General features: G+C 63.2%; 21 protein-coding genes. 10 read left to right on the forward strand and 11 right to left on the reverse strand.

The features are described 5' to 3' along the window. Positions 1-452 precede the first annotated feature (452 nt). From HNP51_RS15155 to HNP51_RS15165, 3 genes are all read left to right on the forward strand, one after another. On the forward strand, positions 453-1,106 hold the full coding sequence (locus HNP51_RS15155) for a DUF4433 domain-containing protein (protein ID WP_184273250.1): 654 nt from the start codon (positions 453-455) through the stop codon (positions 1,104-1,106). Beyond that, positions 1,103-2,143, forward strand: a complete 1,041-nt coding sequence (locus tag HNP51_RS15160; protein WP_184273247.1) for a macro domain-containing protein — start codon at positions 1,103-1,105, stop codon at positions 2,141-2,143. The genes HNP51_RS15155 and HNP51_RS15160 overlap by 4 nt, the downstream gene beginning before the upstream one ends. Positions 2,144-2,401: 258 nt before the next feature. After that, positions 2,402-3,025, forward strand: a complete 624-nt coding sequence (locus HNP51_RS15165; RefSeq protein ID WP_184273244.1) for a DUF2026 family protein — start codon at positions 2,402-2,404, stop codon at positions 3,023-3,025. A gap of 758 nt (positions 3,026-3,783) precedes the next feature. Here HNP51_RS15165 and HNP51_RS15170 read toward each other — a convergent pair. The 3 genes from HNP51_RS15170 to HNP51_RS15180 form a co-directional block, all read right to left on the reverse strand. Beyond that, positions 3,784-4,716, reverse strand: coding sequence for a nucleotidyltransferase and HEPN domain-containing protein (locus HNP51_RS15170; RefSeq protein ID WP_184273241.1), 933 nt, complete (start codon positions 4,714-4,716; stop codon positions 3,784-3,786). Between the two features lie 266 nt (positions 4,717-4,982). Then, positions 4,983-5,123, reverse strand: a complete 141-nt coding sequence (locus HNP51_RS15175; RefSeq protein WP_184273238.1) for a hypothetical protein — start codon at positions 5,121-5,123, stop codon at positions 4,983-4,985. A 677-nt stretch (positions 5,124-5,800) separates the two neighbouring features. Continuing rightward, a complete protein-coding gene (locus tag HNP51_RS15180) occupies positions 5,801-7,003 on the reverse strand; it encodes a MalY/PatB family protein (RefSeq protein WP_184273235.1) in 1,203 nt (400 codons plus the stop codon). Positions 7,004-7,148: 145 nt separating this feature from the next. Here HNP51_RS15180 and HNP51_RS18685 point away from each other — a divergent pair, with 145 nt between their 5' ends. Then, positions 7,149-7,310, forward strand: coding sequence for an Lrp/AsnC family transcriptional regulator (locus tag HNP51_RS18685; RefSeq protein WP_260398553.1), 162 nt, complete (start codon positions 7,149-7,151; stop codon positions 7,308-7,310). A gap of 156 nt (positions 7,311-7,466) precedes the next feature. On the opposite strand, the gene HNP51_RS15190 is transcribed toward HNP51_RS18685, so the two are convergent. Further along, entirely contained in the window at positions 7,467-8,603 is a 1,137-nt protein-coding gene (locus HNP51_RS15190; protein WP_184273232.1) for a 5'/3'-nucleotidase SurE, read from the reverse strand. A 79-nt stretch (positions 8,604-8,682) separates the two neighbouring features. Between HNP51_RS15190 and HNP51_RS15195 the strand changes: the two genes are divergently transcribed. After that, complete coding sequence (locus HNP51_RS15195) at positions 8,683-9,594, forward strand: LytTR family DNA-binding domain-containing protein (protein ID WP_184273229.1); 912 nt, start codon at positions 8,683-8,685, stop codon at positions 9,592-9,594. Between the two features lie 103 nt (positions 9,595-9,697). Here the strand turns inward: HNP51_RS15195 and HNP51_RS15200 are convergent, their stop codons facing one another. The 5 genes from HNP51_RS15200 to HNP51_RS15220 all read right to left on the reverse strand — a co-directional run bounded on the left by HNP51_RS15200 (position 9,698) and on the right by HNP51_RS15220 (position 16,269). Next, complete coding sequence (locus tag HNP51_RS15200; protein ID WP_184273226.1) at positions 9,698-10,450, reverse strand: energy transducer TonB; 753 nt, start codon at positions 10,448-10,450, stop codon at positions 9,698-9,700. Next, positions 10,440-10,829, reverse strand: a complete 390-nt coding sequence (locus HNP51_RS15205) for a YbaN family protein (RefSeq protein ID WP_221415965.1) — start codon at positions 10,827-10,829, stop codon at positions 10,440-10,442. Before HNP51_RS15205 ends, HNP51_RS15200 begins: the two co-directional genes overlap by 11 nt. Positions 10,830-10,851: 22 nt before the next feature. Continuing rightward, positions 10,852-11,442, reverse strand: a complete 591-nt coding sequence (locus HNP51_RS15210) for a biliverdin-producing heme oxygenase (protein WP_184273220.1) — start codon at positions 11,440-11,442, stop codon at positions 10,852-10,854. A 26-nt stretch (positions 11,443-11,468) separates the two neighbouring features. After that, positions 11,469-15,020 (reverse strand): TonB-dependent receptor domain-containing protein, encoded by a 3,552-nt coding sequence (locus tag HNP51_RS15215; protein ID WP_221434178.1) that lies wholly within the window; start codon positions 15,018-15,020, stop codon positions 11,469-11,471. Positions 15,021-15,222: 202 nt separating this feature from the next. Then, positions 15,223-16,269: a FecR family protein gene (locus HNP51_RS15220; RefSeq protein ID WP_184273213.1), complete on the reverse strand. Its 1,047-nt coding sequence runs from the start codon at positions 16,267-16,269 to the stop codon at positions 15,223-15,225. Between the two features lie 153 nt (positions 16,270-16,422). Between HNP51_RS15220 and HNP51_RS15225 the strand changes: the two genes are divergently transcribed. Then, positions 16,423-17,691, forward strand: a complete 1,269-nt coding sequence (locus tag HNP51_RS15225) for an IS256 family transposase (protein WP_124964908.1) — start codon at positions 16,423-16,425, stop codon at positions 17,689-17,691. 112 nt (positions 17,692-17,803) lie between these two features. Here the strand turns inward: HNP51_RS15225 and HNP51_RS15230 are convergent, their stop codons facing one another. Further along, on the reverse strand, positions 17,804-18,391 hold the full coding sequence (locus tag HNP51_RS15230) for a sigma-70 family RNA polymerase sigma factor (RefSeq protein ID WP_184273209.1): 588 nt from the start codon (positions 18,389-18,391) through the stop codon (positions 17,804-17,806). A 228-nt stretch (positions 18,392-18,619) separates the two neighbouring features. On the opposite strand from HNP51_RS15230, the gene HNP51_RS15235 reads away from it, so the two are divergent. Genes HNP51_RS15235 through HNP51_RS15250 form a run of 4 tightly spaced genes read left to right on the forward strand, consistent with a single transcriptional unit; the run spans position 18,620 to position 20,905 of the window. Continuing rightward, entirely contained in the window at positions 18,620-19,555 is a 936-nt protein-coding gene (locus tag HNP51_RS15235; RefSeq protein WP_184273206.1) for a CsgG/HfaB family protein, read from the forward strand. Continuing rightward, positions 19,555-19,860, forward strand: coding sequence for a hypothetical protein (locus tag HNP51_RS15240; RefSeq protein WP_184273203.1), 306 nt, complete (start codon positions 19,555-19,557; stop codon positions 19,858-19,860). The genes HNP51_RS15235 and HNP51_RS15240 overlap by 1 nt, the downstream gene beginning before the upstream one ends. Next, positions 19,857-20,225 (forward strand): DUF4810 domain-containing protein, encoded by a 369-nt coding sequence (locus HNP51_RS15245; RefSeq protein WP_184273200.1) that lies wholly within the window; start codon positions 19,857-19,859, stop codon positions 20,223-20,225. Before HNP51_RS15240 ends, HNP51_RS15245 begins: the two co-directional genes overlap by 4 nt. Beyond that, positions 20,225-20,905 (forward strand): GNA1162 family protein, encoded by a 681-nt coding sequence (locus HNP51_RS15250; RefSeq protein WP_184273197.1) that lies wholly within the window; start codon positions 20,225-20,227, stop codon positions 20,903-20,905. Before HNP51_RS15245 ends, HNP51_RS15250 begins: the two co-directional genes overlap by 1 nt. Positions 20,906-21,015: 110 nt before the next feature. Here the strand turns inward: HNP51_RS15250 and HNP51_RS15255 are convergent, their stop codons facing one another. Further along, complete coding sequence (locus HNP51_RS15255; RefSeq protein ID WP_311769967.1) at positions 21,016-22,335, reverse strand: DUF3363 domain-containing protein; 1,320 nt, start codon at positions 22,333-22,335, stop codon at positions 21,016-21,018. Between the last annotated feature and the right edge of the window lie 45 nt (positions 22,336-22,380).

Raw genomic sequence — 22,380 nt, forward strand, 5'->3', positions numbered from 1 at the left:
GGTAAACAGAGGCGAGCCCGGCCGAAGCACCGGGTGTTGAGAACATGCTCAAACACATGCGCCGACGTCTTTAGCCCCCGAGGGAGGGAGCCTGGACATGCACGCGGGCCACCCGCCGCCACGGAGCGCGAAGTGGGATTTTCAGGATCTGCTCAAGCGAGGTTCTCACGCCTCGGCGTCAAATCAGACGCACCCCAAGTCTGATTCACCCGGATTCACTTGGCAAGTCGGATAATGCCGGTGTCTGATTCATCCGTTCGCTCGGGTGACCCAAGCCAGTCTCGCCGACACCTATGCCGCTTGAATTGCCAGACCTCCCCGGACTGGATAGCCTCATGGCGGCGAGTGCGGTCTTTGGGGGACAGGCGATCTTGGAAGGACTTAGACAGGCTGGCGACCGCAGGCGCCTGACGTCCCCCGATGAGCCTTGCCTTCGTATTGCAGGCTGAGTCGTGCCCACACCTGCAAACCCGAAAATCTATCACATCGTCCACGTGGACAGGCTGGCTTCGATCGTCGCCAGCCGGATGCTGTTGTGCGACGCGGCCATCGCCGCCCAGGCCGTCCCGGGAACCACGATTGGCATGAACACCATCAAGCAGCGCCGACTTCGGGAGCTCCGGTTGCAGAATCACCCAGATCTGCACGTGGGCGACTGCACGCCGTTCTATTTTTGTTCTCGCTCCGTCATGCTCTATCTGATATACGCTCGTAGCCACGACCTCGCTTACCAGGGCGGCCAAGAGCCCATCGTGCACCTTGAAGCAGACTTGCGAGCGACCGTTGCGTGGGCAGAAGCGAATAATCGCCGCTGGGCGTTCACCCTGTCGAATGCGGGCGCCTATTACTTCGAGGATCGTGTGAACCTGAACCAGCTCGACGAGATCAACTGGAATTCGGTTCAGACCCGACAATGGGCCGGCGCGCCGAAGGAGGGCAAGCAGGCCGAGTTCCTGCTCGAGCACAGCTTCCCCTGGCATCTGGTCGAGCGTGTGGGCGTCTTTTCAAACGCCTACGTACAACCCGTTTCTGACGCCATGGGGCCTGGGGGCCATCGTCCCCCCATCGAAATCCGGCGCGACTGGTACTATGGGGGAGCGGCATGATCGAATTCACCACAGGCGACATTCTTCAGGCCGACGCCGAGGCGCTGGTCAATACGGTCAACTGCGTCGGCGTCATGGGCCGCGGCATCGCCCTGCAATTCAAGAACCGCTTTCCGGAAAACTTCAAAGCCTATGCCGCAGCCTGCGCCAGCGAGGCGGTGCAGCCCGGACGAATGTTCGTCCATGAGACCCGCAGCCTCACCAATCCCCGGTTCGTCATCAACTTCCCGACGAAGCGTCACTGGAAGGGCAAGAGCCGGATCGAGGACATCGAGTCCGGCCTCAAGGCCCTGGTCGATGAAATCAGTGAACGCGACATCCGCTCGATCGCCATTCCGCCGCTCGGCGCCGGGCTCGGCGGCCTGGACTGGGCCGACGTCCGCCCCCTGATCGTCGCGGCCATGGCCCCCCTCGAGGATGTCCGCGTCCTGGTCTTTGAACCCATGACTGCGCCTGTGCCCACCAGGTCACGCGATATCCCCGCGATCACCCCGGGCCGGGCTGCGCTCGTAGTTTTGGTCAACCGTTACCTCAGCGGCCTGCTGGATCCGTTCGTGACCCTGATCGAGCTGCAGAAGCTCATGTACTTCATGCAGGAAGCCGGACAGCCGCTCCGCCTGAACTACGTCAAGCATCACTACGGGCCCTACGCCGACAACCTGCGGCACGTCCTGGTCAAGATCGAAGGCCATATGGTCTCCGGATACCATGACGGCGGCGACGCTCCGGACAGGCAGCTTGAACTTGTTCCAGGCGCGGTGAAGGACGCCGAGGCCTTCCTCGCCGACGACCTGGAGACGAAACAGCGTTTCGACAGGGTCGGAAACCTGGTCGAAGGCTTCGAAACTCCCTTCGGGCTGGAGCTTCTGGCGACGGTCCACTGGGTCGCGACCCGGGAAGAGGCGAGGTCCTCAGACGAGGTTCGCGCAAGGGTCTACGCATGGAACGAGCGCAAGAAGCAGTTCTCTCCGCGCCAGATCGAGATCGCCCTCACTGCCCTCGGCTCCAAGGGCTGGTTGAGCGCGACCGTCCAGTAGACTGCGCCCCTGCGTCGAAGCGCGATGTTAGCGCCGTGCGTCGCGCCCAACCGCCGAAACGCGCAGACATGACCGTACAGCCAAGCTTATAGTCATGCGCTCGCCGGGATTCCGACCTTTTCCCGAACGGCATGATCCGGCGGCGGCCCGCAAACTGTCGCCGGATCGCTTCCCCTTCCAACTGACGGCGCACAGCTACCAGCGGATTTTAACGCGCCCAGCCGTGGCCGACCATCCGAAGTTTAAAGAAACAATCGCATGAGCCGCTTTCTTATTCCGTTGAGCGAATACAACCGGATTTACCAAGTGACCCATGGCGTAAGCCAAACCTTCGGCGGAGCGGAAAAGGGCTGTATCTTCTTTGCCTGTTGCGGGGCGCTGATCCTGAATAAGCACTACAAGATCAAAGCATCGGCGGTCGCCGGCGCTTTCGCACTCTGCGTCAACGACACGCCGGAAGTCGCCTTTTTCGGTGAGAACCAAGGCGGGCGCATCGTGGTTTCACTGAAAGGTTTTCACATGTGGGTCCAGACTGAGACCCATCTGATTGACTTCATGGCTCCCATCTTCCCTGAATCCTTTGTGGACCAGAAGCTCAGCGTGCCCCGAAAAATGTTGCAACGCTCCATGTCGTCGGAAGCTTCGAGCCTGGACGCCGTGAACACGCCCGGTGACTTCTACACCATACCGGATCTCGAACTGACAAACGTCCTGCTCGACAAGTTCCTGGATCGACCGGCGATGCGAGACCTCCTGAACATCGTCGACACTTGGCACGGTGCCCGGCGAAAACCCCAATTGCCGTCGATCACCATGGGCGACAGCGCTGGTGATACCCATAGGCTCACGCTACCGCGCACGACGGCTTGCGGCTCATGGTGATCAAACACCCAGGACACGCCGACGCACGAGCGCCCTTGGGAACTGCTCAACCTGTTGGAAAGACGCCGCCCGAAGCAGACACTTCTGACGACGCGTCGCTCAACAAGCGAATGTTCGCAGACCGGGACTTGTCGCCTCGCATCTCTCAGAACATCACCGACGCCCTAATGTCTCGCGTCATCTTGCCGGGCCTCGCCGCCTTGCCCACTCATGAAAACATCCCCAAGCAAGGGGCCGCGTCTCAAGAGCAGTTTCTTGAATGGTCAGCAATGCACTTCGACAACGCTACGGCCGGCGAGGCGCGTCGGGCGTTCGCACTGACCTTGGCCGCGACCTTCGAACGTCATCTTCGCCGATGGATGTTTCGACACAAGACGCCGAAAGCTGGCAAGATGACCTTCGATGCGCTTTTGGCGGCAGGCCTCGAACGGATCCCCAAAGAAACAGACTACAGCTTCATTGCAGCCACCCTTTCAGAACTCGTTCTGGTCGGTAATGTGCTTCGCCACGGCAACGGTCGTTCGGTCACCGCCCTACGTCACCAGTCTCCGGATCTATGGCACGATACGCCTGAGGAAGACCATCCGTGGCTCGAAGACACTTATCTTCATGCCGAACTGATGCGCGTCGATGAAGAACGCATCCGTCGATACGGCAACGCCATCGTACAATTCTGGGGCGCGGCTGATGAACTTACGGGCACGATCAACGCCCCCCCGCTACTGACCGTCCGCGCTAGAGAAACCAGCTCGCAAGCCTCAGGTCAGGTCTGCATCTCTCGCAAGTTCAGCGATCCGCTCCGCGCTAACCGTCTCCACAAGGTCGCGAAGGCGTACGACGGCATCCAGCTGCAGAGCCAGATCCTCGGCCTCGACATCATACTGGTCGGAATAGCGCGCCTCCACATAGGCGCGTTTCAGCAGTTCGAAGCGGCGGCGGTCGGCGCGCTGTTCCCTCGGCCAAGCGGCGGTCAGGCGCTTGTCGGTGTCCTCCGCGAGGGAGCGGAGGAACTTGATGTTGTGAGAGCGCGGGAAATAGAAGGTGTGGGTCAGCAGGAAGCAGGCATAGGCGGTCTCGGTCGCCTGATGCAGAAGGAAGGCAGCCCTCTTGCGAACGTGCTGCCCCTCCCCCGCGTTGGCGATATACCGCCCAGCGTCGTCGATCCACAGGTCCACATCCTTGATCCTGGCATCAAAGTAGCGCTGCGCAGCCTCCCGCGCCTCAGCCGCCGTCATCGGCTGCGGCTGGGCGAACGGATGCCCCGGCAACTCATAGAGCGTCACCCCGTCGCGCAGGATGTCGGTCCAGAAATACTCGCCCCGAGTCAGGGCCTGGTTCACCTCGGCCATGGTGTGAACGACGATGTTGACCGTACGCCCCACGGCGGGATCGCGTAGGATCTTGTCCTCGGCCACGTACCAGTAGTCGGCGATGTCGGTCAGCTTCTCGTGGCTGACAATCACCAGCAGATCGAAGTCGGACAGATAGCCGTTGTCGGGTTCATCGACCCAGTCGTTGCGGGCGTAGGATCCGAACAGGATGACCTTCAGCACCCGACCGTCGCGCCGCCAGGACTGGGTGCCCCCTCCCCCGCTTTTGATCGCGGCCTCGAACTCGGTCAGCAGGGTCGTGCGGACGCGCTCCAGCTCGCGCTGCTGTTTGGCTGGAAGATGATCCAGGTCAGCGCGCATGGGACCGCCCGCCCTGGATCCGCAGGGTCGCTGGAGAGATCATCATGCCTGCCGGTTTCGTTCGCATCCGCGCCCCAAATCACTTCCGCAAAAAGCCTACCCCGCCTGCTCGCCAAGCGCCACAATAAGGGAGTGTCCGCCGGACAGTTGAGAACACGAGAGCTCGTGCGCCGACGCCTTTAGCTTGCGCCTGTACATAACGCCGGCCAGCCGGGGACGCCGGACTGTCGCCGGTCCGGCGGCGGGAGGCAAGTGCTCCGCCTTGTTCAGGTCAGGCTAGCGACGAGATAGACCTGTTCGACCGTCAAGGCGCTGGTCGATCCCGGCGCCAGGATCAGCTCCTCCGGCGCCGTCAGTTCGAGCCAGCGCAGACCCGCCCGGCGGCAGGACCACGGTCTGGCGAGCATGATAGGTCCCCACGGCCGGCCCCAGCGCTGTCGTCAACATGGAGAAGGCACCGTCCCTGACCACGCCAGCGATCCAGAAGTCGGGCAGGCCTGCCACAGCGGATCCGTGAACCCATAGAAGCCGTCGGCCGGATATGGCACCGCGTCGGCCGCGCGAAAAAACGTGCTTCAGACCGGAAGTTGAAGACCGTCGGCCATTCGGCCCGCACTCCCCTGTATGATGACCGGCGCCCGGTCGCAGACCCGATAGTACTTGGGCTCAGGGTTAGGTATGCAATCCGGCGCCTCCAGCCTGCGCCCCGCCTCGACGAAAAGCGCAAACAACTGATCGGCCGGAACATACAGTGGGTAGTTGTTGTACCGGCCGCACCCTCAACCTGGATACAAGACGGACCCGCGGTGGGCTTGGTCAGCAGCCACTAAGAGTCGGGTTTTGCAGCATCATGACGTCGCCGATGCGCCAGTACCTGTCATTGATGGCAAGCCTAGAAGTTGACCTTCAAAACTGCCCCAAATCCGTCTTCGGGTCTGACTGACAACGACGTGCAGCTTGGCGACATGCCGCAACATCACTCCGGTCCAACCGCCCGCTATAAGGTCCACAAGTTCGACAGCATCTGTATCGACCACGAAATCTAACATCGCTTCACCAAGCGAACGCTGTGGAACCATTCCACTCAACCAGTCGCTAGGATCGCACTTCGCATGCGCTCCAGAGCTTCCTGCAGAACAGCGCGCGGGCACGCAAGATTGAGACGCACGTGCCCCTCGCCATTGTCCACGAACATCTCGCCGCCCTCTAGGATGACGCCAGCGCGTTCGAGGAAGAAACGGGTGAGGTTCATAGGTTCAGGCAAATATGCCCCGACATTCATCCATGCGAGATAAGTTGCTTCCGGGACGTCCAGTCTGGCTTTCGGCAGATACTGTCGGACGAAATTCGTCGCTAACGCAAAATTTCCATCCAGATAGACGCGCAAGTCCTCAAGCCATCTCTCTCCGCCGCGATAAGAGCCGATGGCAGCAGCAAGGCTGATCGGATTGACTAAAGGCGAATGTAGATCCTTCCACACCGCGCGCAGGTCGGGATCAGGAATAATGATAGTGGCGATCATCATCCCGGCGAGATTGAAGGTCTTGCTTACTGCCATACAGGTGATGATGTCGCGGCTATCGGGAAAGAGCTTGGCCAGCGGCGTATGATTGAGCCCCGTGCGCAACAGGTCGCAATGTATTTCGTCCGACACGATCTTGACGCCATGGGCGAAGCAAATTTCCCCCATGCGCCGCAGTTCCACTTCGCTCCACAACCGTCCGGTAGGGTTATGCGGATGGCAGAGGAAGAAGACCTTGACTGCAGGATCGGACGCTTTCACTTCGAAATCCGCAAAATTGACTTCGTAGCGGCCGTTATCGTTGATGAGCGGCGATGTCACGAATGTGCGTCCACTCTTGGTGGTTGCGTGCTTGAAGTATCCGTAAGAAGGACTGAGCGTCAGAACCTTGTCATCAGGCCCGCACACATAGCCAACGAGGCCGAATAACGCTGGGATGACGCCAAGCGACAGAACCATCTGCTCGCGAGGAAAAATCCAGCCATACCGACGGTCGCACCACCTGCTGAACACATCATAAAGCTGGTCATCGAAATTCATCGTGTAGCCGAAGATCGAATGTTTCAGACGATCGGCCATGGCGTCAAGCGCCGCCGGCGGGGCAGCGAATTGCATATCTGCCACCCACATATTGATGATGTCCTCCCTTGGGCGATCAAGGGTCAACGATGCGGAGTCGGCTCCAAAGAGATAGCCTTCATACCCTTCAACTGCGACGGCATTGGTTTCGTGGCGGGGGATCAGGCGATCGAAATCGTGCTGCATCTACAGTCTGCCCGGGATTGGCGACCAGCCAAACAGGTCGCAGATCAGTGAATTGACAGAACTGTACACCAATCTGCATTGAAAATCCTGCCTGTCATCCAAATCTGCGGCGTTTCGTTGGCGGAATCTGTCAGGTATTTCCGATATGGACGAGATTGATTCCAAGATCATCATCGAACCGCAACGAGATGGACGCCTAACAAATCAAGAACTGAGCGAGCGAGTAAATTCATCTCCGTCCCCATGCCATCGACGCGTGCGCATCTTGGAAGATACGGGCGTGATCAAGGTTATGGTGCACGCGTAAGCCATCGGGCGCTTGGCATGTCGATCATCGCTGCACCTCCGCCCTCAACGACGAGAGTGAATCAGCAGGGAGCCCTCATGCCACCGGACATTGGCGTCGCCCTCTCAAGAAGACATGCGCGGAAGCGCCTGAAGCCCAGTCGCTTCCGGCCGCGTTTCACTGACGCAGACGCCGAACCGTAAGTTCCAGCACGACGTCGTTGCGTTGAACGCGAAGCGCCACCTCAGATCCGCACGACTTGCCAGCCAAGGCATCTGACATCGTTCTGACTGGGCTGTCCAGGCCGACCAGATTCGTTTCATCGACCTGTATCAAAATGTCGCCCGACTTCAGACCAATGGCTTGAGCGACACCATCCGGCGCAACCTGAAACACTCTCGCCCCAGCCGCGGCATCTTCCACCCCCACGCCGAGCGGACAGGAAGGCGCGGCGAGCGCGGGCGTCCAGCTCGGCAGGACATCTGCACGGCGCGCCAGCGCCGCCATTCGGTCGAGCTCCATATCCCCCACGCGCATGGTCGCTACGGCGATGAACCCGCGGGACATGACTTCCATATCTTCTCCCGGCGTCGCTTCCGAAATGCCGAGTGGCTTCAACGTCCATGTTTCCCACTCGCCGGACTGACCGTCTTTTTCGGCGACGGCATCAACGAACCGGTTGGCGCGCGGCGCCAGAACGGCCCCTTTCACCTGATCCAGAGGCAACTCCGGAAAGGATACGGTGACATAGTCCGGGGCCTGAAGCTCGCTGACGATCGGGGCTCTGACCAGATCGACGACCCAGTCGGCCGCCGCGCGATGGTGTGCGACAGGCCGGGACGGGACGCCTGAAACGGCCACGGCCCGCAACCCGATGGCCGCCGCTGTGCGCGCCGCTCCGACCGTGCCCGACCCAATCCAGGATTCCCCGGCGTTGGCGCCGCCGTTCATGCCAGAGACGACCAGCGTCGGCGGCCGGTCGCGCATCGGTCCGGTGACGGCGAACACGACGCTGTCCGCCGGAGAACCGTCCACGGCATAGGCCCGGATACGAGGCCCCATGATTACCGACTTCACACGAAACACGCCCTCGCCGGTCGCAGGCGCGTAGTTGGTGAAGCCGCTGCGGTTTTCCGCCGGCGCCGCAACCCAGACTTCCGCTCCGGCATCGGCGAAGGCTTCGGCGAGCGCGACGAGACGGCCGTCTTCAATTCCATTGTCATTGGTGATCAGAATCCGCGCCGGCGTCTCGGACGGTTGCATCCGTGCCTGCACGCCCGACGACCAGAACGTCAGCAGCGCGCCGCAGGCCATGAAGACCGCCCATTTCTTCGACCGTAGATCATGACGGCTTGAGCCGTGTAGCCTTGGTCGCGTATCGCCCCATGCATGAGTGCAGGACGTGACGACTGCGGGGAATTTCGAACGGGACATGAAACAGGCTCTCTTGAACAAGACGAAGCGACGCCTTCCCGCCCTGACCGCGCTCCGCCAAGCCGTGAGTGACCAGCGGCGGGGATTTCGGGATCAGCGGCGGTTCCCCTTGTGGCTGTCAGCCTTCCTGGTGGTCGGCGTCGTCTCGGCATTCACCCTGATCAACACTCTGACGATGCAGGCGGACCGCCCCCAGACGCCGGCATGGGAGATCTGGACCTGGTCCATTACCAGCGCGATCTTCACCCTGGGCCTGATCTGGATTCCCTGGATCGCCGCCCGACTGGCCTCACCGGGCCAGACGCCTTGGCTGGCCCTCATCGCGATCCACCTCGCGGTCGGCGTGGTCTATTCGGGTCTTCACGTGGCCGGTTTCGTTGCCGCTCGAAACCTTGTCTACGCCTTGGCTGGCGAGACCTATGGCCTCGGTCCGCTGCTGGAGGACTTTCCCTATGAGCTTCGAAAGGACCTGCTGACCTACGGCAGCACCGTCGCACTCTTCTGGCTGACCCGAAAAGATCCCGCGCCCGCGAACCAAAACCACTCCCCGACCCTGTTCGACATCAAGGACGGCAAGCGAATCACGCGGATCGAAGTTGCAAGTCTGCTCGCCGTGCGCGGAGCCGGAAACTATGTAGAATTCCTCCTCGAGAACGGCAGCCGCCCCCTGATGCGCGTCACCCTGGTCGCCTTGCAAAAGGAACTGGGCCTGGTTCGAGTTCATCGCTCCTGGCTGTTGAATCCGTCCTGCGTCACAGGCCTTAGCCCCGACGGCTCGGGCGACTGGACAGTCCAACTTGGAAGTCTCCAGGTTCCGCTGTCGCGCCGATACGCCGCAGCACTCGACGCTCTTCGCGCTGCTAGTTCGTAACGCCTAAGGCCCCTTAGCTCAAACGAACGTATGGACGGTCGGAGTTGCGCCAGTTGCGGTCTTTGGCCTCGTGCTGGAAACCTGACATTCGGCGGAGCCCCCTTCACCGTCCTCGGGTGAAGAATTCTACCGGGACGGTCAGGGTGATGCGTTCGCCGGGCGTCTCGGCGGGCGGCGGGGGTAGCGGCTGGGCGCGCTGGAGGAGGGCCAGGGCCTCGCGGTCAAGGGCGGCGTGGCCTGAGCTGTGCTCCAGGGCGGCGGACAGCACCCGGCCCTGGCGGTCCATGGTGAAGCGGACATGGGCCACGCCCTGAAGACGCCGCGCGCGAGCTTCGGCTGGATACCGCTTGCGCCGTTCCAGATGGGCCAGAAGCCGGCCCTGCCAGGTCTGGGCCGACGACGAGGCCGAGGCGGCGGGCGGCGCCGGACGGCTCGGCGGGGCCGTGGTTTCGGGCGCGGGCGGGGTCTCCGCCGCGGCTTCCTGGCGCGGCGTGGGCGGCGGGGCTGACAAGGGCTCGACGTCGGCGACGGCCGCGACCTGAAGGCGGGGCTGGATGGGAAGCTTGGGCACGGGTTGCTGGGCGGCAGCCTCGACCTGGGTCGGGCCGGGCGGCTGCTCGGACGGCGGGCGAGGCGGCGCCTGCAGGCGCACCAGCTCGACCTCGAACACCGGCTCGGGCGGCAGGACGACCGACGGGCGCGAGGCCCACAGCCCACCCGCCACGATCAGAGGCGCGACGTGCAGCAAGACCGAGGCCGCGACGCCCGCGCCCCATCGGCCTCCCTGGCGGGACCGACTTCTGCCCCGAACTTCGGCGGCGCGGGGCGCCGCAGAGGACTTCAGATCAAACGCCATCTCGCCCTCCCGGTGACGGGCGCGACACGACGAAGAGCGCGCAGGCCGCCATGACGAGCGCCACGGCCAGACCCAGCCAGAGACCCGGTCGGACCGTCAGCCAGAACAGGCCGTAGCCGACCGCCATGCCCAGACAGGCGGCGATCTTGCCCCGGCGCGACACCGCCCCCTCGGCCCGCCAGGCGCGCAGGCCCGGTCCGAACCGGGGATGGTTCAGCAGCCAGGCCTCCAGCCGGGACGACGACCGCGTGAAGCAGGCCGCCGCCAGGATCAGGAAGATGGTCGTCGGCATCAGCGGCACGAAGGCGCCGACAAAGCCCAGCCCGACAAGGACCAGACCGAGGACCAGCCACCCTGCGCGTACGGATCGCCGGCCCATGGTCATCGTCCCGATTCCAGCCTCAGCGAAGGGCGGCATTGGCCAGGGCCTGCACCCGCGCGAAGGCGGCCCTGGCCCCGGCGACGGCGCGAGCTTCCTCCTCGGGTGTCAGGACGGCGGCGTCCAGCGCGGCGGTGAAGGCGCGCCAGTGGGCGGCGGGCCCGCCGCCGGACGGCGCCAGATGCCGCGCGCCGTGGCTGTCGGACAGGCCCAGCTTGGCCGCCTCCTTGCGCAACAGGGCCGCGCCCAGGTTCGAGCCCTCGGCCACGTAGAGCCAGCCCAGGGCCGTCGCGACGTCCGCCGGCTGATCCCGCAGGAAGACCGGCGCCGTCTCGACCTTAGGCGTCGCCAGACCCAGATCCGCCAGATCAGCCGCGATCAGAGCCATGCGCCGACGCTCGGCCAGTCCCGGCAGCAGGGCGATCAGGGCGGCGTCGTCATAGAGGGCGTCGATGTCGCGGTGGAAGGTCCACTGCACCCCGGCGAACCGGCCATAGCCCTCCAGACTGTCGAACGACGAGGCCTCCATGATCGACTTGTCCAGCCGGTCATGAACCTCGTGCGTCATCGCCTTCAGCCGTTTGGACCGGGGCAGATCAAGCGTGTCCGTCATCAATGAAACTCCTGCTGAAATGCGGTTCAGAAGCGATAGCTGAGGCCAACGCGGACCATGTGCAGATCCGCATCCGAACGAACCTTGCGACCCTCCACGATGTTGACGGTGCCTGGGCCGGATTTTGAAACGCGCACGCGCTCTCCGGTCACTGGGTCACGGACAAAGCCGTTGAACGCATAGGCCAGACCCACGCCGGCGCGTGCGTCCTCATACTCAAACGTCTCACGCCCAAAGTTGGCATAGTTGTATTCGGCGCGCAGCGACCAGCGGTCGTTGAGGGCACGCTCGGCGCCAACGCCCAGCACGGCGCCGGTCCGGACATGGCGGTCCTGCTCGGTGAAATAGTGTTCAAGAGGCAGGCCGCCCGGCGAATAGCTGCTGATGCCGAAATCAGTTCGGCTTGTGGGCGGCGTCGAGCGGTACTGGCGACGCGTCTGGGTTTCGTTCATCCAGCCCACGCCTGCGGTTCCGTAGACTAGGTTCCGCCCGAAGGCGTAGCCCAGCTTACCGTGCAGCGTGACCAGCCGATCCCACTTGTATCGGGTGTCCGATTCCAGGATGCCCGCCGCACGAAGGGACGCCACGCTGGGGCTTTCGCCCGAAGTGGATGAGACAACCACCCCGGACCAGGCCGCCAGGTCTCCCGTCGAGATGTCGCTGCCCAGGCCCACGACGACATTGTTGGCGAACTGATAATTATAGCCCGCGCGCGCGCCGCCGATGAAGTTACGGATCTTCTCGTCAACGCGGCTTCCGTTGTCGATATCAGCAGCCTTGCCAGCCGTATCGGTCACGCTGCCCTGGGTGCTGCCGGAGCCGTAGCCGAAGTCCAGTCCGACATAGGGGCCGGTCCAGTCGACAGTCTCGGCATCACCTGCATCGCTGAACCAGTCGCCGATCGACAGACCGCCGCGCGAGCCCAGGGTCTGGGACAGGCCGATGCGGAATGTGCGGCCGGGCGCCGGGATGAAGCCCAGACTCATCGGCTCCGTATAATAACGGTCCGTCAGATTATCGACGCTCCAGTTGATCGAAAGCCCATCATCCACCTTGAAGCTGCCAGTCAGGTCGACCAGCGTATAGGGGCGCCATTCAACAGCGGTGATCAGGGGCAGGTAACCGACCGTCGGCTTCTCGGCGCCGATGGAGCGTTCGCCCATATAGGTCACGCGAGCGCCGATTGTCGCCCGATCATTCAGGAACTTCTGATTGACCGACAGATTGGCCGACCAATCGGGCGGGATGTAGTTGGTGGCGTAGTCCGAGGCCAGCGAACTGGCGATGCAGCTTTCGCCCGGACGACAGAAGCGGATGCTGTCGTACCAGGTGACCCCGGCGTCCAGGCTGAAGCCGCCCGACTTGTATCTGAGATTGCCTTCCAGCCCCCGGAACTGCGCCCGGTCGATGTTGTACATCTGCATCGAGCCGAGCTGCAGGATGTAGCGACGCGAAATATAGCTATCGATGTCGTTGTCGAACCAGACCAGCTTCAGCCCCAGCTCGTCGTCAGGTTTCAGAACATCGTAGCGGATGTAATTGGCGCCGATCTCCCAGTTGCTCGCCGTTTCCTTGTGCAGATCGGGATTGGCCACCATGAAGAAGTTGGTCGTCGCCTCCAGCAGCGAGGGCAAACGCGACGCATGCTTGTAGTTGGCGAACAGTTGCAAGCCGTCCATCGGCGTCGCCACCGCGCCCAGCGACCAGTTGAAGGCGTCCTCGTCGCGTTTCAGACGATCGCCGTGGTGCACCGTGCCGGACTGGCTGTCTTCCAGCGTGTAGTTCTGATAGCGCACGCCTGCGGTCAGGCGCAGCCATGACGTCGGGTCCAGCGCCGTATCCGCGAACAGGCTGTACTCGCTGCGGACGCCTTCACGCCCCGGCGGAATAGCCGTTCCGGCAGCCCATTCACCGTCAGGCCCCGCCTTCTCATGCAGATAGGAAACGCCGTAGTCCGCCGAGAACAGGCCGATGGGCGTCGTCAATCTGGAGGCATTGCCAACGTCGGCGCCCCAGCTGTCGACATAACGGCGCGCCGGATCGGAGTTGTAGAATGAAGGCGCGCTTTCCTTCAGCCTGGACACCCAGCCGTTCAGCTTCAGATCAATCAGGTCGCTGCCCGGGTTCCAGCGGTGCCGCGCTGTGAAGCGATCCAGGTCCGTATTGGAGAAGATCGTGTTCTGGAACACCGCCCCCGTCGTGCTGGCGAGCGTCCCCGGATAGTTTTCGCCGAACGTGCTGCGATAGCCGCCGTAGCCCAGCTCAAGCACATGGTCCTGAGCCGGGCGGATCACGGCCTTCAGCAGCATGGACTCTGTCTCGCTGGAGGTGTTGTAAACCTCTTCGCCGCCTACGAACGGCGTCGAACCGTGCATGTTGTAGAAGGCGACCGCCCGTTCGCAGAGCTGGCGCAGCACGGTCTCGTTCGTGCCTGCCGCGCAGAAGGGCGAAGGCGTCCCGGTCGCCTTGGGCGCGTATTTGCCGCTCGCGCCGGCGAAATAGTTGCCGGTGTTGCGGTAGGAATAGCCTGCAAGCAGGTCCACCCTGTCGCTCTTGCGCGCGACAACCAGACTGGCCGAACCGCCGCCGGGCAGCAGGAAGCCGGGCCGTTCGCGTCCGCGCGTCGCGGCAAGCGGATCGCCGTAGAAGCTGAGCGGCTCAAGGAGGTTTCGCGTCATATTCGAGTTGGGCGTCGCGTTGTTGCCGGACAGCGAAGCCATGAAACGCACCGCCATGACATCGCCCTCGGGGACGATGTCATCGACGCCCAGAGTCTTCATCGACACCGATCCGCCGATCCCGCCCGCGATCGCATTGCCCATCGAAGGGCCCTTCTCGATGGCGACATGGCTGATGAAATCCGGGTCAACGAAGCTGCGATTGCTGGTGCCCTGATAGCCGCGATAGACGGTCGTTCCGTTGATCGCCCCATCAACCGTTACCGGCACCCGGCCCTGGCCCTGCATACCGCGAATATTGACGTCCAGGCCGCCGCTGCTGCGCGCCTCGCCTGAGATAATGCCGGTGGCCCCGCGCAGCATGTCGGCCGGAGCCTGCGCCGGATAGGCTTCCAGCTGGTCGCGGTTGATCACGCTGACCGATCCCGGCGTCACATAGACGGAATCGCCCGCTCCATCCCAGCCCGCAGCGCGTCCGTTGCCGGCTCCAGTTCCAGCGTCGGCGCCGCCGCCCTCGACCCGCACCGCGCCCAGTTGGATTACGCCCGGCTGCGCCTGTGGCGCGCGCTCAAGCGTGACGACGTTCCCGCTGATGCGATAGGTCAGACCGGTGCCGACCAGCAAACGGCCAAGGGCCTCTCTGGGGGTCATGACCCCTGCCGCCGATGTAGAAGCACGACCGATCGCCAGGGTTGCAGGCACGCTGACCTGCAGGTTCGCCTGACGGCCGAAGACCGCCAACGCAGAGGACAACGACTGGGCCGGAATATCGAAGCTGCGCTGTTCATCGCGCGCTTGGGCCGCAACAGGATCGGTCCAGGCCACGCCGGAGATCATCGTCGTCGCCAGCAATGCGCTCATCCACAGCGCGCGCCGCTTGGCTTGGCCCCCATCGGTCATCATCAATCGTCCTTCCGTCAAAATCACTCGATGAGGGATGCGATCGACCGATTTGCAAACGCGATGCAAATGCAGATGCCCTCACCTCATATCGACAGGCGGAGCGAGGATTTTTTCGCCAAATAATGAACCGCGCTCAGAGCGATAGCCATATTTGTCATATTTTACAGAGCGTTGATGAAAGAAAAACTTTTCGGGCCACTCAGCCGTCCGACAGAATCAGCAACCAGGGCGTGATCTGGGTGACGCGCCCGCCAGAGGCCTTGGTCAAGGCGCCCAGGGCCCCAGCCGTATCCTGCAAATCATAGATGCCCGTGACGCGCCGCCCGGCCAGCGCGCCGGGGCGCACCAGAATTATGCCGCGATGCCAGGGACGCAACGCGTCCACGACTTCGCTCACTGACCGATCCTGGACCGCGAGCCGTCCGTCACGCCAGGCCCCGATCAGTTCGGGCGGCGCCGTCCCGAGCAAAGCCTTCCCCGCTGGATCGACTGAGACATCCTGACCGGCGACGAGCCGTTCCGAGATGGTGCGGCCGGTCCTTGCGTCGTCGACCCGTACAATCCCGTGTCCGACCGCGACGCGGGTGGCGCCGTCGGTCAGCCCGACCTCGAAGGCCGTTCCGATGTCGGTCGTCTCGACATGGCGTGCGGCGACACGAAATGGCCGTGGATCATCCTGCACATCGAACCATGCCTGCCCTCGAAGCAGGCCGATCCGCCGCTCCGCCGAGGAATAGTCGATGCTGACGGCGGAGCCCGGCGACAGGCTGATGTGGCTTCCATCCTCCAGCGTCATCGTGCGCAGTTCGCCGGTCCCGGCGATCGCGTCGGCCTGCCAACGCAGAACGGCTTCAGGCGCAGCGAGGACGACGACGAGCGCTGCTGCGGCCGCAGACAGGAGCGCCGCGATAGGCGCCCGGCCCTTGCCAGAGGCGCGGCGCGCCTCGGATCTCGTTCCGGGCGTTGTTCGACGTCTGCGAGCGCCAGGGATCAAAACGATCGAAGCGGCGTCATGTCGGCCACGCAGCCTCGACCAGTGTTCGGAATGGACCGGGCTGACCTCGCCTAACCCCTCATAGATCCTGGCGCTCTCTACCCAAGCCCTGGCGTTGGCCGGGGCGGCGGCGCGCCATTGGTCGAAACGCGCCCGCGCCTCGAGATCCTCCGGCGCCTCCTGCAGAGCAATGATCCAGTCCAGGGCTTCCGCGTCGGCGCGCTTCCGATCAGGGTCAGACGCTTCAGTCATCCCAGTCTCCTCCCCCGGCTTGCGTCAAAACAGATTGTCCCTGTCGCCCGGACTTCACGAGCTATGCCGGGAAATGGGTGACGGGGTCTGAAAGGGCGGCGTATCGTGGCGGGTGTCGAAGCCTGCCAGAACTTCCCAAAGGAACGATACGCCATGAAGAAGACTACAGACATCATCGCCTTTCGTCAGCCGGAATCTGTGGATGATCCTCTGACCGAGATCGCGCGCGACGGGGCGCGCCGAATGCTGGCTGCCGCGCTGCGGGCCGAGGCCGACGCCTTCGTCGCGCAGTATGCCGAAGAGACCCTGCCGGATGGTCGCCAGCGGGTTGTCCGACACGGCTACGGTCCGGAGCGTAGCATCCTGACCGGGATCGGGGCGCTCGACGTGCAGCGCCCGAAGGTGCGCGACCGTGCCCCCGATGTGCCGGCCGAGAAGAAGATCCGCTTCAGCTCTGCGATCCTGCCGAAATGGGCGCGGCGCTCAAGAAGCCTCGATGCTCTCCTGCCGGTCCTCTACCTGCGTGGCATCTCGATGGGAAATTTCCAGGAGGCGCTGGCCGCAATCCTGGGGAAGGACGCGCCCAACCTGTCGCCGGATGTGGTCTCGCGCCTGACCGGGGAGTGGCAGCAGGAATACGACCGTTGGCAGCGCCGCGATCTCTCGGCCCGGCGGTATGTCTACATCTGGGCGGACGGTGTCTACCTGCAGGCTCGGATGGAGCCGCAGGCCGAGTGCATGCTGGTCATTCTTGGGGCCACGCCCGAGGGGAAGAAGGAACTCGTCGGCTTCCAGGTCGGCTTGCGCGAGAGCGCGCAGAGCTGGCGTGAACTGCTGATCGACATCAAGGCGCGCGGCCTCGCGGTTCCGCCTGAGATTGCCGTGGGTGACGGAGCAATGGGGTTCTGGAAGGCGCTCGACGAGGTCTTCCCTGGCACACGCCATCAAAGATGTTGGGTCCACAAAATCGCCAACGTGCTCAACAAATTCCCGAAATCCATGCAGCCGGCGGTGAAGGCCGACCTGCGCGAGATCTGGCAGGCTGAAACCCGCGCCGTGGCGCAAACCGCGATGAATGTCTTCGCCGAGAAATACGGCGCCAAATACGAAAAGGCAGTGACCTGCCTGACCAAGGACAGCGTGGCGTTGCTCGCCTTCTACGACTTCCCGGCCGATCACTGGGATCACCTGCGCACGGGAAACCCGATCGAGAGTGTCTTCGCCACCGTTCGGCACAGGACTGTCCGAACCAAGGGTGCGCTGTCGCAGAAGACGGCGAAGCTCATGGTCTTCAAGCTCGTTCAGGCTGCCGCCAAGACATGGCGCCGCCTGAAGGGCGCGAACCAGTTGCCTTTGCTCATCGAAGGCGTCACATTCACCGACGGCGTAGCCACCAGCGTCGCCGAAAATCGCGCCGCTTGATCAGGCCGTATCACCCAAAATCCCGCATAGCTCGGACTTCACAGGCGTCATTTGATACCGACTGTCGAGCCGTCGCTTTTTTCGGATAATTCTCCCCCGACCTCACCACGGGTCACCGCAGCCGCGAACGGCAATGGGCCACGCCTGTGACGACCAACTCATGCGCGACCGTAACGGACACACCCAGTTCGGCGGCGATCTCCCGCAGCTTCGCTCCGCCGAACCGGTGCATTTCAACCGCGATCCGGACGCGCTCGGGCAAATCGGCAAGGGCGGCCTCCAGCCGGGTCAGTTCATCGCGCGAAAGGGCGATCTGTTCCGGCGTGGGCTGGGCGGCGGCCAGCCCGTCGAGTGCGGCCTGACCATCCGGAGCGAAAACCTCGCCGTCCCGGCGCGACCGCCATAGCCGATCTATCGCCAGATTGCGGACGATCCGCGCGAGATAGCCGCGGGGGCTCGCCAGATGCTGCTTCTTGGCCATCTCGCCAAGACGCAGATAGGCTTCCTGCACCACGTCTTCCGCATGATCCCGGTTGCCCGTGATCCGACTCGCATAGCGGATGAGGTTGCGGCGCTGGCCTTCAAACTCTTCGTGCTGAAGCCTGGTCCGCCCCACGTGGATCGCCTTATGCGCAGCGCCCTTCCCCAAGACGACGCCTGAACCGACACCCGCAATAACTTGCGAATGATTTGCAATCATTAGCCGTCACGCTGGAGCGCCGCAAGAGCGAGCGTGGCCATAAACCCCTTTTCGAACACCGAACGGCACACGACGTTGAGAATCTGATGGTTGGTTCGACGCCGAAAAACTGCCTTTCCGGCAGCAGTTCTATTTCTATCCGCCCGCGCTCGCTTTGACCTTCGTCGGCAGGGCTAGCTTAACCGCGCACGCTATGGCATGGCGGTTTTATCTAACAGGGGCATTCCAATGCTAAACTTTCCAAGAGTTTTCGTCGCTTGCGCGGCTCTAACTCTGTGCGCGACCTTCGCCCTTCCTCCGGCTGCCTTGGCTCAGACCTCGTCTTCCTCAACGGCGTCAGATCACGGGCCGGTTTTGAAACGTCGGGTGGCTGTCGGGCGGTTCACCAACAGCACGCCATATGGGCGCCTTCTGCTAAGCCCCGGCCAAGCTGACCCAATCGCCGCCCAGGCCAGCGACATGCTGACCAATGCTCTCGTCGGCTCCGGGCACTTCTTCGTTTTCGAGCGAGGCGACCTGGAGGCGCTGAACGCAGAACGCGCCATGTCCGCTACGGACACCGCTAATCTGGTCGGCGTAGACGCCCTCCTGCTAGGCTCGATCACCCAATTGGGGCGCCGCAATGAGGGCAAGAAGGGCTTTCTCAACTCGCAGCGCCGCCAGGCCGTCAACGCCACGGTCGAAATCCGCCTCGTCGATGTGCGCACAGGTCAAGTTTTCTTCACTGCTACGGGCGCAGGCGAAGCGACAACCGAAACGGGCGAAGTTGCGGGTTTCGGCACACGCGCCGGCTATGATTCCACACTGAACGACCGCGCGATCGCCGCTGCGATCGCCGACACGATGACGAGCGTCATCAACCAGCTTCAGCAACGGGCCTGGTTCACCGACATCCTGCGGGTTTCCGGCGACACAGTTTTCGTCAGCGGCGGCCAAAGCCAGGGCTTGCGGATCGGTGATCGTTTCCAGGTCGAAACACCCGGCGAGGTGATTGTAAGCGGCCAGTCCGGTCTGCCTATCACCCTGCCGGGATCTCGCATCGCTGAGATCGAACTGACGGGCTTCTTTGGCTCCACGCCCGAAACCGAAGGATCAACCGCGCGCCTTGTCGGGGGAAGCCTGCCCGCCGACACCAAGGGGCTGCGCGTGATGGAGAACCGATAATGAAAGCTCAGCTTCTCGCCGCCGCTATTCTGTGCGGCGCGACCATGGCCGGCTGCGTGCAAAACTACGCCGAGCGCGAGATCGTCCAAGGGGCTGCGACCGCTACGGTCCTCTTCCCGAGCGCGCCGCAAGAAGCCCGTATCCTGATCGACGGCCGAGATTTCGGTCCGGTTGGTCAACACCCCAACGGCGTCGCCCTGTCCTCAGGTCGCCACGACATCATCATCTCCATCGGAGAGCGACAACTGCACAAGCAGGCCGTCTATGTCTCCGCAGGCGCTCGGATCGAGGTTCGCATTCCATGATCCGCAAGGTTCTCACGCTCGTCGCCCTAGGCGCAGCCATGGCCGCTACGGCCTGCGCGCCCGCCACCCGATTTGAATGGGGGGCCTATGAGCAAGCTCTTTACGCCTACACACAGAATCCCGAGGGCCGCAGCGTCTACAAGACCTCCCTCGAACAGGCCATCGAACGCGGCCAGAAGCGCAATGCGGTAGCGCCGGGCATGTATGCGGAACTCGGCTACCTCTATCTTGAGGAGGGTGACTCCGCCGCAGCGCTGGAGCACTTCCAGCAGGAGCGCATCCTCTTCCCTGAGTCCGCGCGCTTCATGGACCGTGTGATTAGCCAGATTGAGCCGTCCAAGGCGGTCGCCGGAGGCCAAAACTGATGCGCATTCGATCCAAGCTTATCCTCGCCGCCGCCTTGGCGACGCCGTTGTTCACGGCGGCCTGCGTGACTGCGCCGACGCCGAAGCAATATGGCGCCTTCCGCGCGGAGAGCCCCAAAAGCGTCCTCGTCGTCCCTGCCCTGAACTCGACGGTCAACGTCGATGCGGCGGATTATTTCGTCTCGACGATTTCCCGCCCCGTGGCGGAACGCGGCTACTACGTCTTCCCCGCCCACATGGTGAAGCGGGTTCTCGACGACGAAGGTCTGTCGGACGCCGGCCTGGTTCACCAAGCCGACGCCTCGCGTTTCGCCTCCCTGTTCGGTTGCGACACGGTGATGTTCGTCGAGATCAAGAAGTGGGAGTCTCAATACGTAGTCATCTCGACCTCGACCAATGTCGAGTTCGACTACACGCTCAAGAGCTGCCGTACAGGGCAAACCCTGTGGTCGAGTTCCCAGGCCATGTCCTACAGCCCGCAGGCCACAAGCTCCGGCAATCCGCTCGCCGACCTGCTCGCCCAGGCCATCATCTCGGCGATCGAAAAGGCCAAGCCAAACTACATCCCTCTGACCCAGCAGGCGAACTTGGTCGCCACTCATACGCTGGGACAGGGCCTTCCAGCCGGCCCCTACCTGCCCGCGCAATACGGAAGCGATCAGAAGCAGTTTCCTGACTGATCATAAGGCCGCCGTAAAAAGCGGCGGCCTTGCCATCTTGCCTCCGCCTCCAGGCGAGACCCTCCACACCTGCTTCAGAAATGCGCCAAAAGCAGCCCTCCAGAGCGCCCCTACAATTCCAAATGTCGCCCCTTCATCGCAACCGCCAACGCCCCCCCCAGGGATCCCGGCTTCAGCATCACCCCTTGCCCAACCGCCAATGACGGAGTTCCAACCTTCAGCCGTCCATAGTGCTCAATCTCCTGGGCATCCCGCACCACGACGAATGGCGCCGCCCCAGCCTCATCATGGAACCCCGTCTTCACCACCACGCCCGTCACCCGCTCAACTCCCAGAACCCGCACTTCCCGAGCGCCCTCGAGCCGACGCTGGTTCATCGTCCTGATAATATCTCGGCGCGCCTGAAGCGTCCGAAGCTTGACCTCCATTTCAGGATCAAGCCGGTATCGTCGCCCGGCCCGCACGGCCAGCCCTAGCCCCTCCAGATGCCGGAGCCGCCCGCGGGTCAGGGCCGCCCATGCGTCGCTGGCCCCCACCCCGTCTGCGACCGTCCCATCCGCATCCGCCGCATCCAGCAGCCGCCGGTCCATGCCCGTGAACCGATCCGCCTGGGTCTCCTTCCAGACCCTCCGCTCGGCCTCCATGCGCGACAGGTCGCCCAAGCGTTCCTGTGCAACCTCCTGGGCCCGCGCCCGGAAACCGTAACCGATGTAGTCGCGAGGAATGACCAGATCCCGTCCATCTCCCCGTCGCCCCCGCACCAGGACATGGGCGTGCGACTGGTCGGTGTCGTAGTGGCAGGTCGCGATCCAGCGCAGATTACGCTCGCCCAGATCCGCCGCCACCCGATCCATCACCGCACGCATATAGTCCCTGAGATCACTGATCCGATCCCCATGCTCCGGTGAGATGATGAAGCGAAAATGATGGCGGTCCCCGCTCCAGCCCCGTGCCTCCTGTGACGCATCCACGCTGTCGTCCATCCGATCGAAGAAATCCGGACGGGCCCCATCGGCGCCGGCGCCCGAGCGCCCGAGATAGGCGACATGCGCAGCCAGCGCCCCGCCCCTGACGGCGGCCCTTCCGACATGCTTCGACACCAGCGCCTTCACGATGACCCGCTGACGGACATCCATGCGGAAGCCTCTGCCCGATCGTCGCTGCGCCGCCTTGAGAACGCCTGAACGATCCCCGAGGGAGAACGAACGCGATGTCGCCAACCGCTGAAACATGCCGATGCGGACGGAAGCACGATCGGCCTTCAGGGACAGAGGAAGACGCACCTTGACGCCCTCGGCGTCCTGCACCGCGCCGAGGGACAGCCGGGTCTCGATGGCCTCACGAATGAGCATCTCGCACCTCTCGAAAGCGCCGCCTGAACCGCCCGGAAAGGGCAACTCTCCACAAGTCACCCATTGCCCGGCATTCACGGGCTAACCTACCTAAAGAATAGACGAAACAGGACCAGGCAACCC

It is taken from the genome of Brevundimonas bullata (genome assembly GCF_014207965.1).
GTDB classification, from domain to species: domain Bacteria; phylum Pseudomonadota; class Alphaproteobacteria; order Caulobacterales; family Caulobacteraceae; genus Brevundimonas; species Brevundimonas bullata_A.

Bases quoted from the DNA above. Each gene is read 5' to 3' on its own strand.
- HNP51_RS15210 (WP_184273220.1), bottom strand. From the start codon at position 11,442: ATGACGGACACGCTTGATCTGCCCCGGTCCAAACGGCTGAAGGCGATG.
- HNP51_RS15245 (WP_184273200.1), top strand. From the start codon at position 19,857: ATGATCCGCAAGGTTCTCACGCTCGTCGCCCTAGGCGCAGCCATGGCC.
- HNP51_RS15180 (WP_184273235.1), bottom strand. From the start codon at position 7,003: ATGCAGCACGATTTCGATCGCCTGATCCCCCGCCACGAAACCAATGCC.
- HNP51_RS15225 (WP_124964908.1), top strand. From the start codon at position 16,423: ATGAAGAAGACTACAGACATCATCGCCTTTCGTCAGCCGGAATCTGTG.
- HNP51_RS15205 (WP_221415965.1), bottom strand. From the start codon at position 10,829: ATGGGCCGGCGATCCGTACGCGCAGGGTGGCTGGTCCTCGGTCTGGTC.
- HNP51_RS15200 (WP_184273226.1), bottom strand. From the start codon at position 10,450: ATGGCGTTTGATCTGAAGTCCTCTGCGGCGCCCCGCGCCGCCGAAGTT.
- HNP51_RS15165 (WP_184273244.1), top strand. From the start codon at position 2,402: ATGAGCCGCTTTCTTATTCCGTTGAGCGAATACAACCGGATTTACCAA.
- HNP51_RS15215 (WP_221434178.1), bottom strand. From the start codon at position 15,020: ATGACCGATGGGGGCCAAGCCAAGCGGCGCGCGCTGTGGATGAGCGCA.
- HNP51_RS15230 (WP_184273209.1), bottom strand. From the start codon at position 18,391: ATGATTGCAAATCATTCGCAAGTTATTGCGGGTGTCGGTTCAGGCGTC.
- HNP51_RS15250 (WP_184273197.1), top strand. From the start codon at position 20,225: ATGCGCATTCGATCCAAGCTTATCCTCGCCGCCGCCTTGGCGACGCCG.
- HNP51_RS15220 (WP_184273213.1), bottom strand. From the start codon at position 16,269: ATGACTGAAGCGTCTGACCCTGATCGGAAGCGCGCCGACGCGGAAGCC.
- HNP51_RS15240 (WP_184273203.1), top strand. From the start codon at position 19,555: ATGAAAGCTCAGCTTCTCGCCGCCGCTATTCTGTGCGGCGCGACCATG.
- HNP51_RS15170 (WP_184273241.1), bottom strand. From the start codon at position 4,716: ATGCGCGCTGACCTGGATCATCTTCCAGCCAAACAGCAGCGCGAGCTG.
- HNP51_RS15160 (WP_184273247.1), top strand. From the start codon at position 1,103: ATGATCGAATTCACCACAGGCGACATTCTTCAGGCCGACGCCGAGGCG.
- HNP51_RS15235 (WP_184273206.1), top strand. From the start codon at position 18,620: ATGCTAAACTTTCCAAGAGTTTTCGTCGCTTGCGCGGCTCTAACTCTG.
- HNP51_RS15190 (WP_184273232.1), bottom strand. From the start codon at position 8,603: ATGGCCTGCGGCGCGCTGCTGACGTTCTGGTCGTCGGGCGTGCAGGCA.
- HNP51_RS18685 (WP_260398553.1), top strand. From the start codon at position 7,149: ATGGACGAGATTGATTCCAAGATCATCATCGAACCGCAACGAGATGGA.
- HNP51_RS15175 (WP_184273238.1), bottom strand. From the start codon at position 5,123: ATGCTCGCCAGACCGTGGTCCTGCCGCCGGGCGGGTCTGCGCTGGCTC.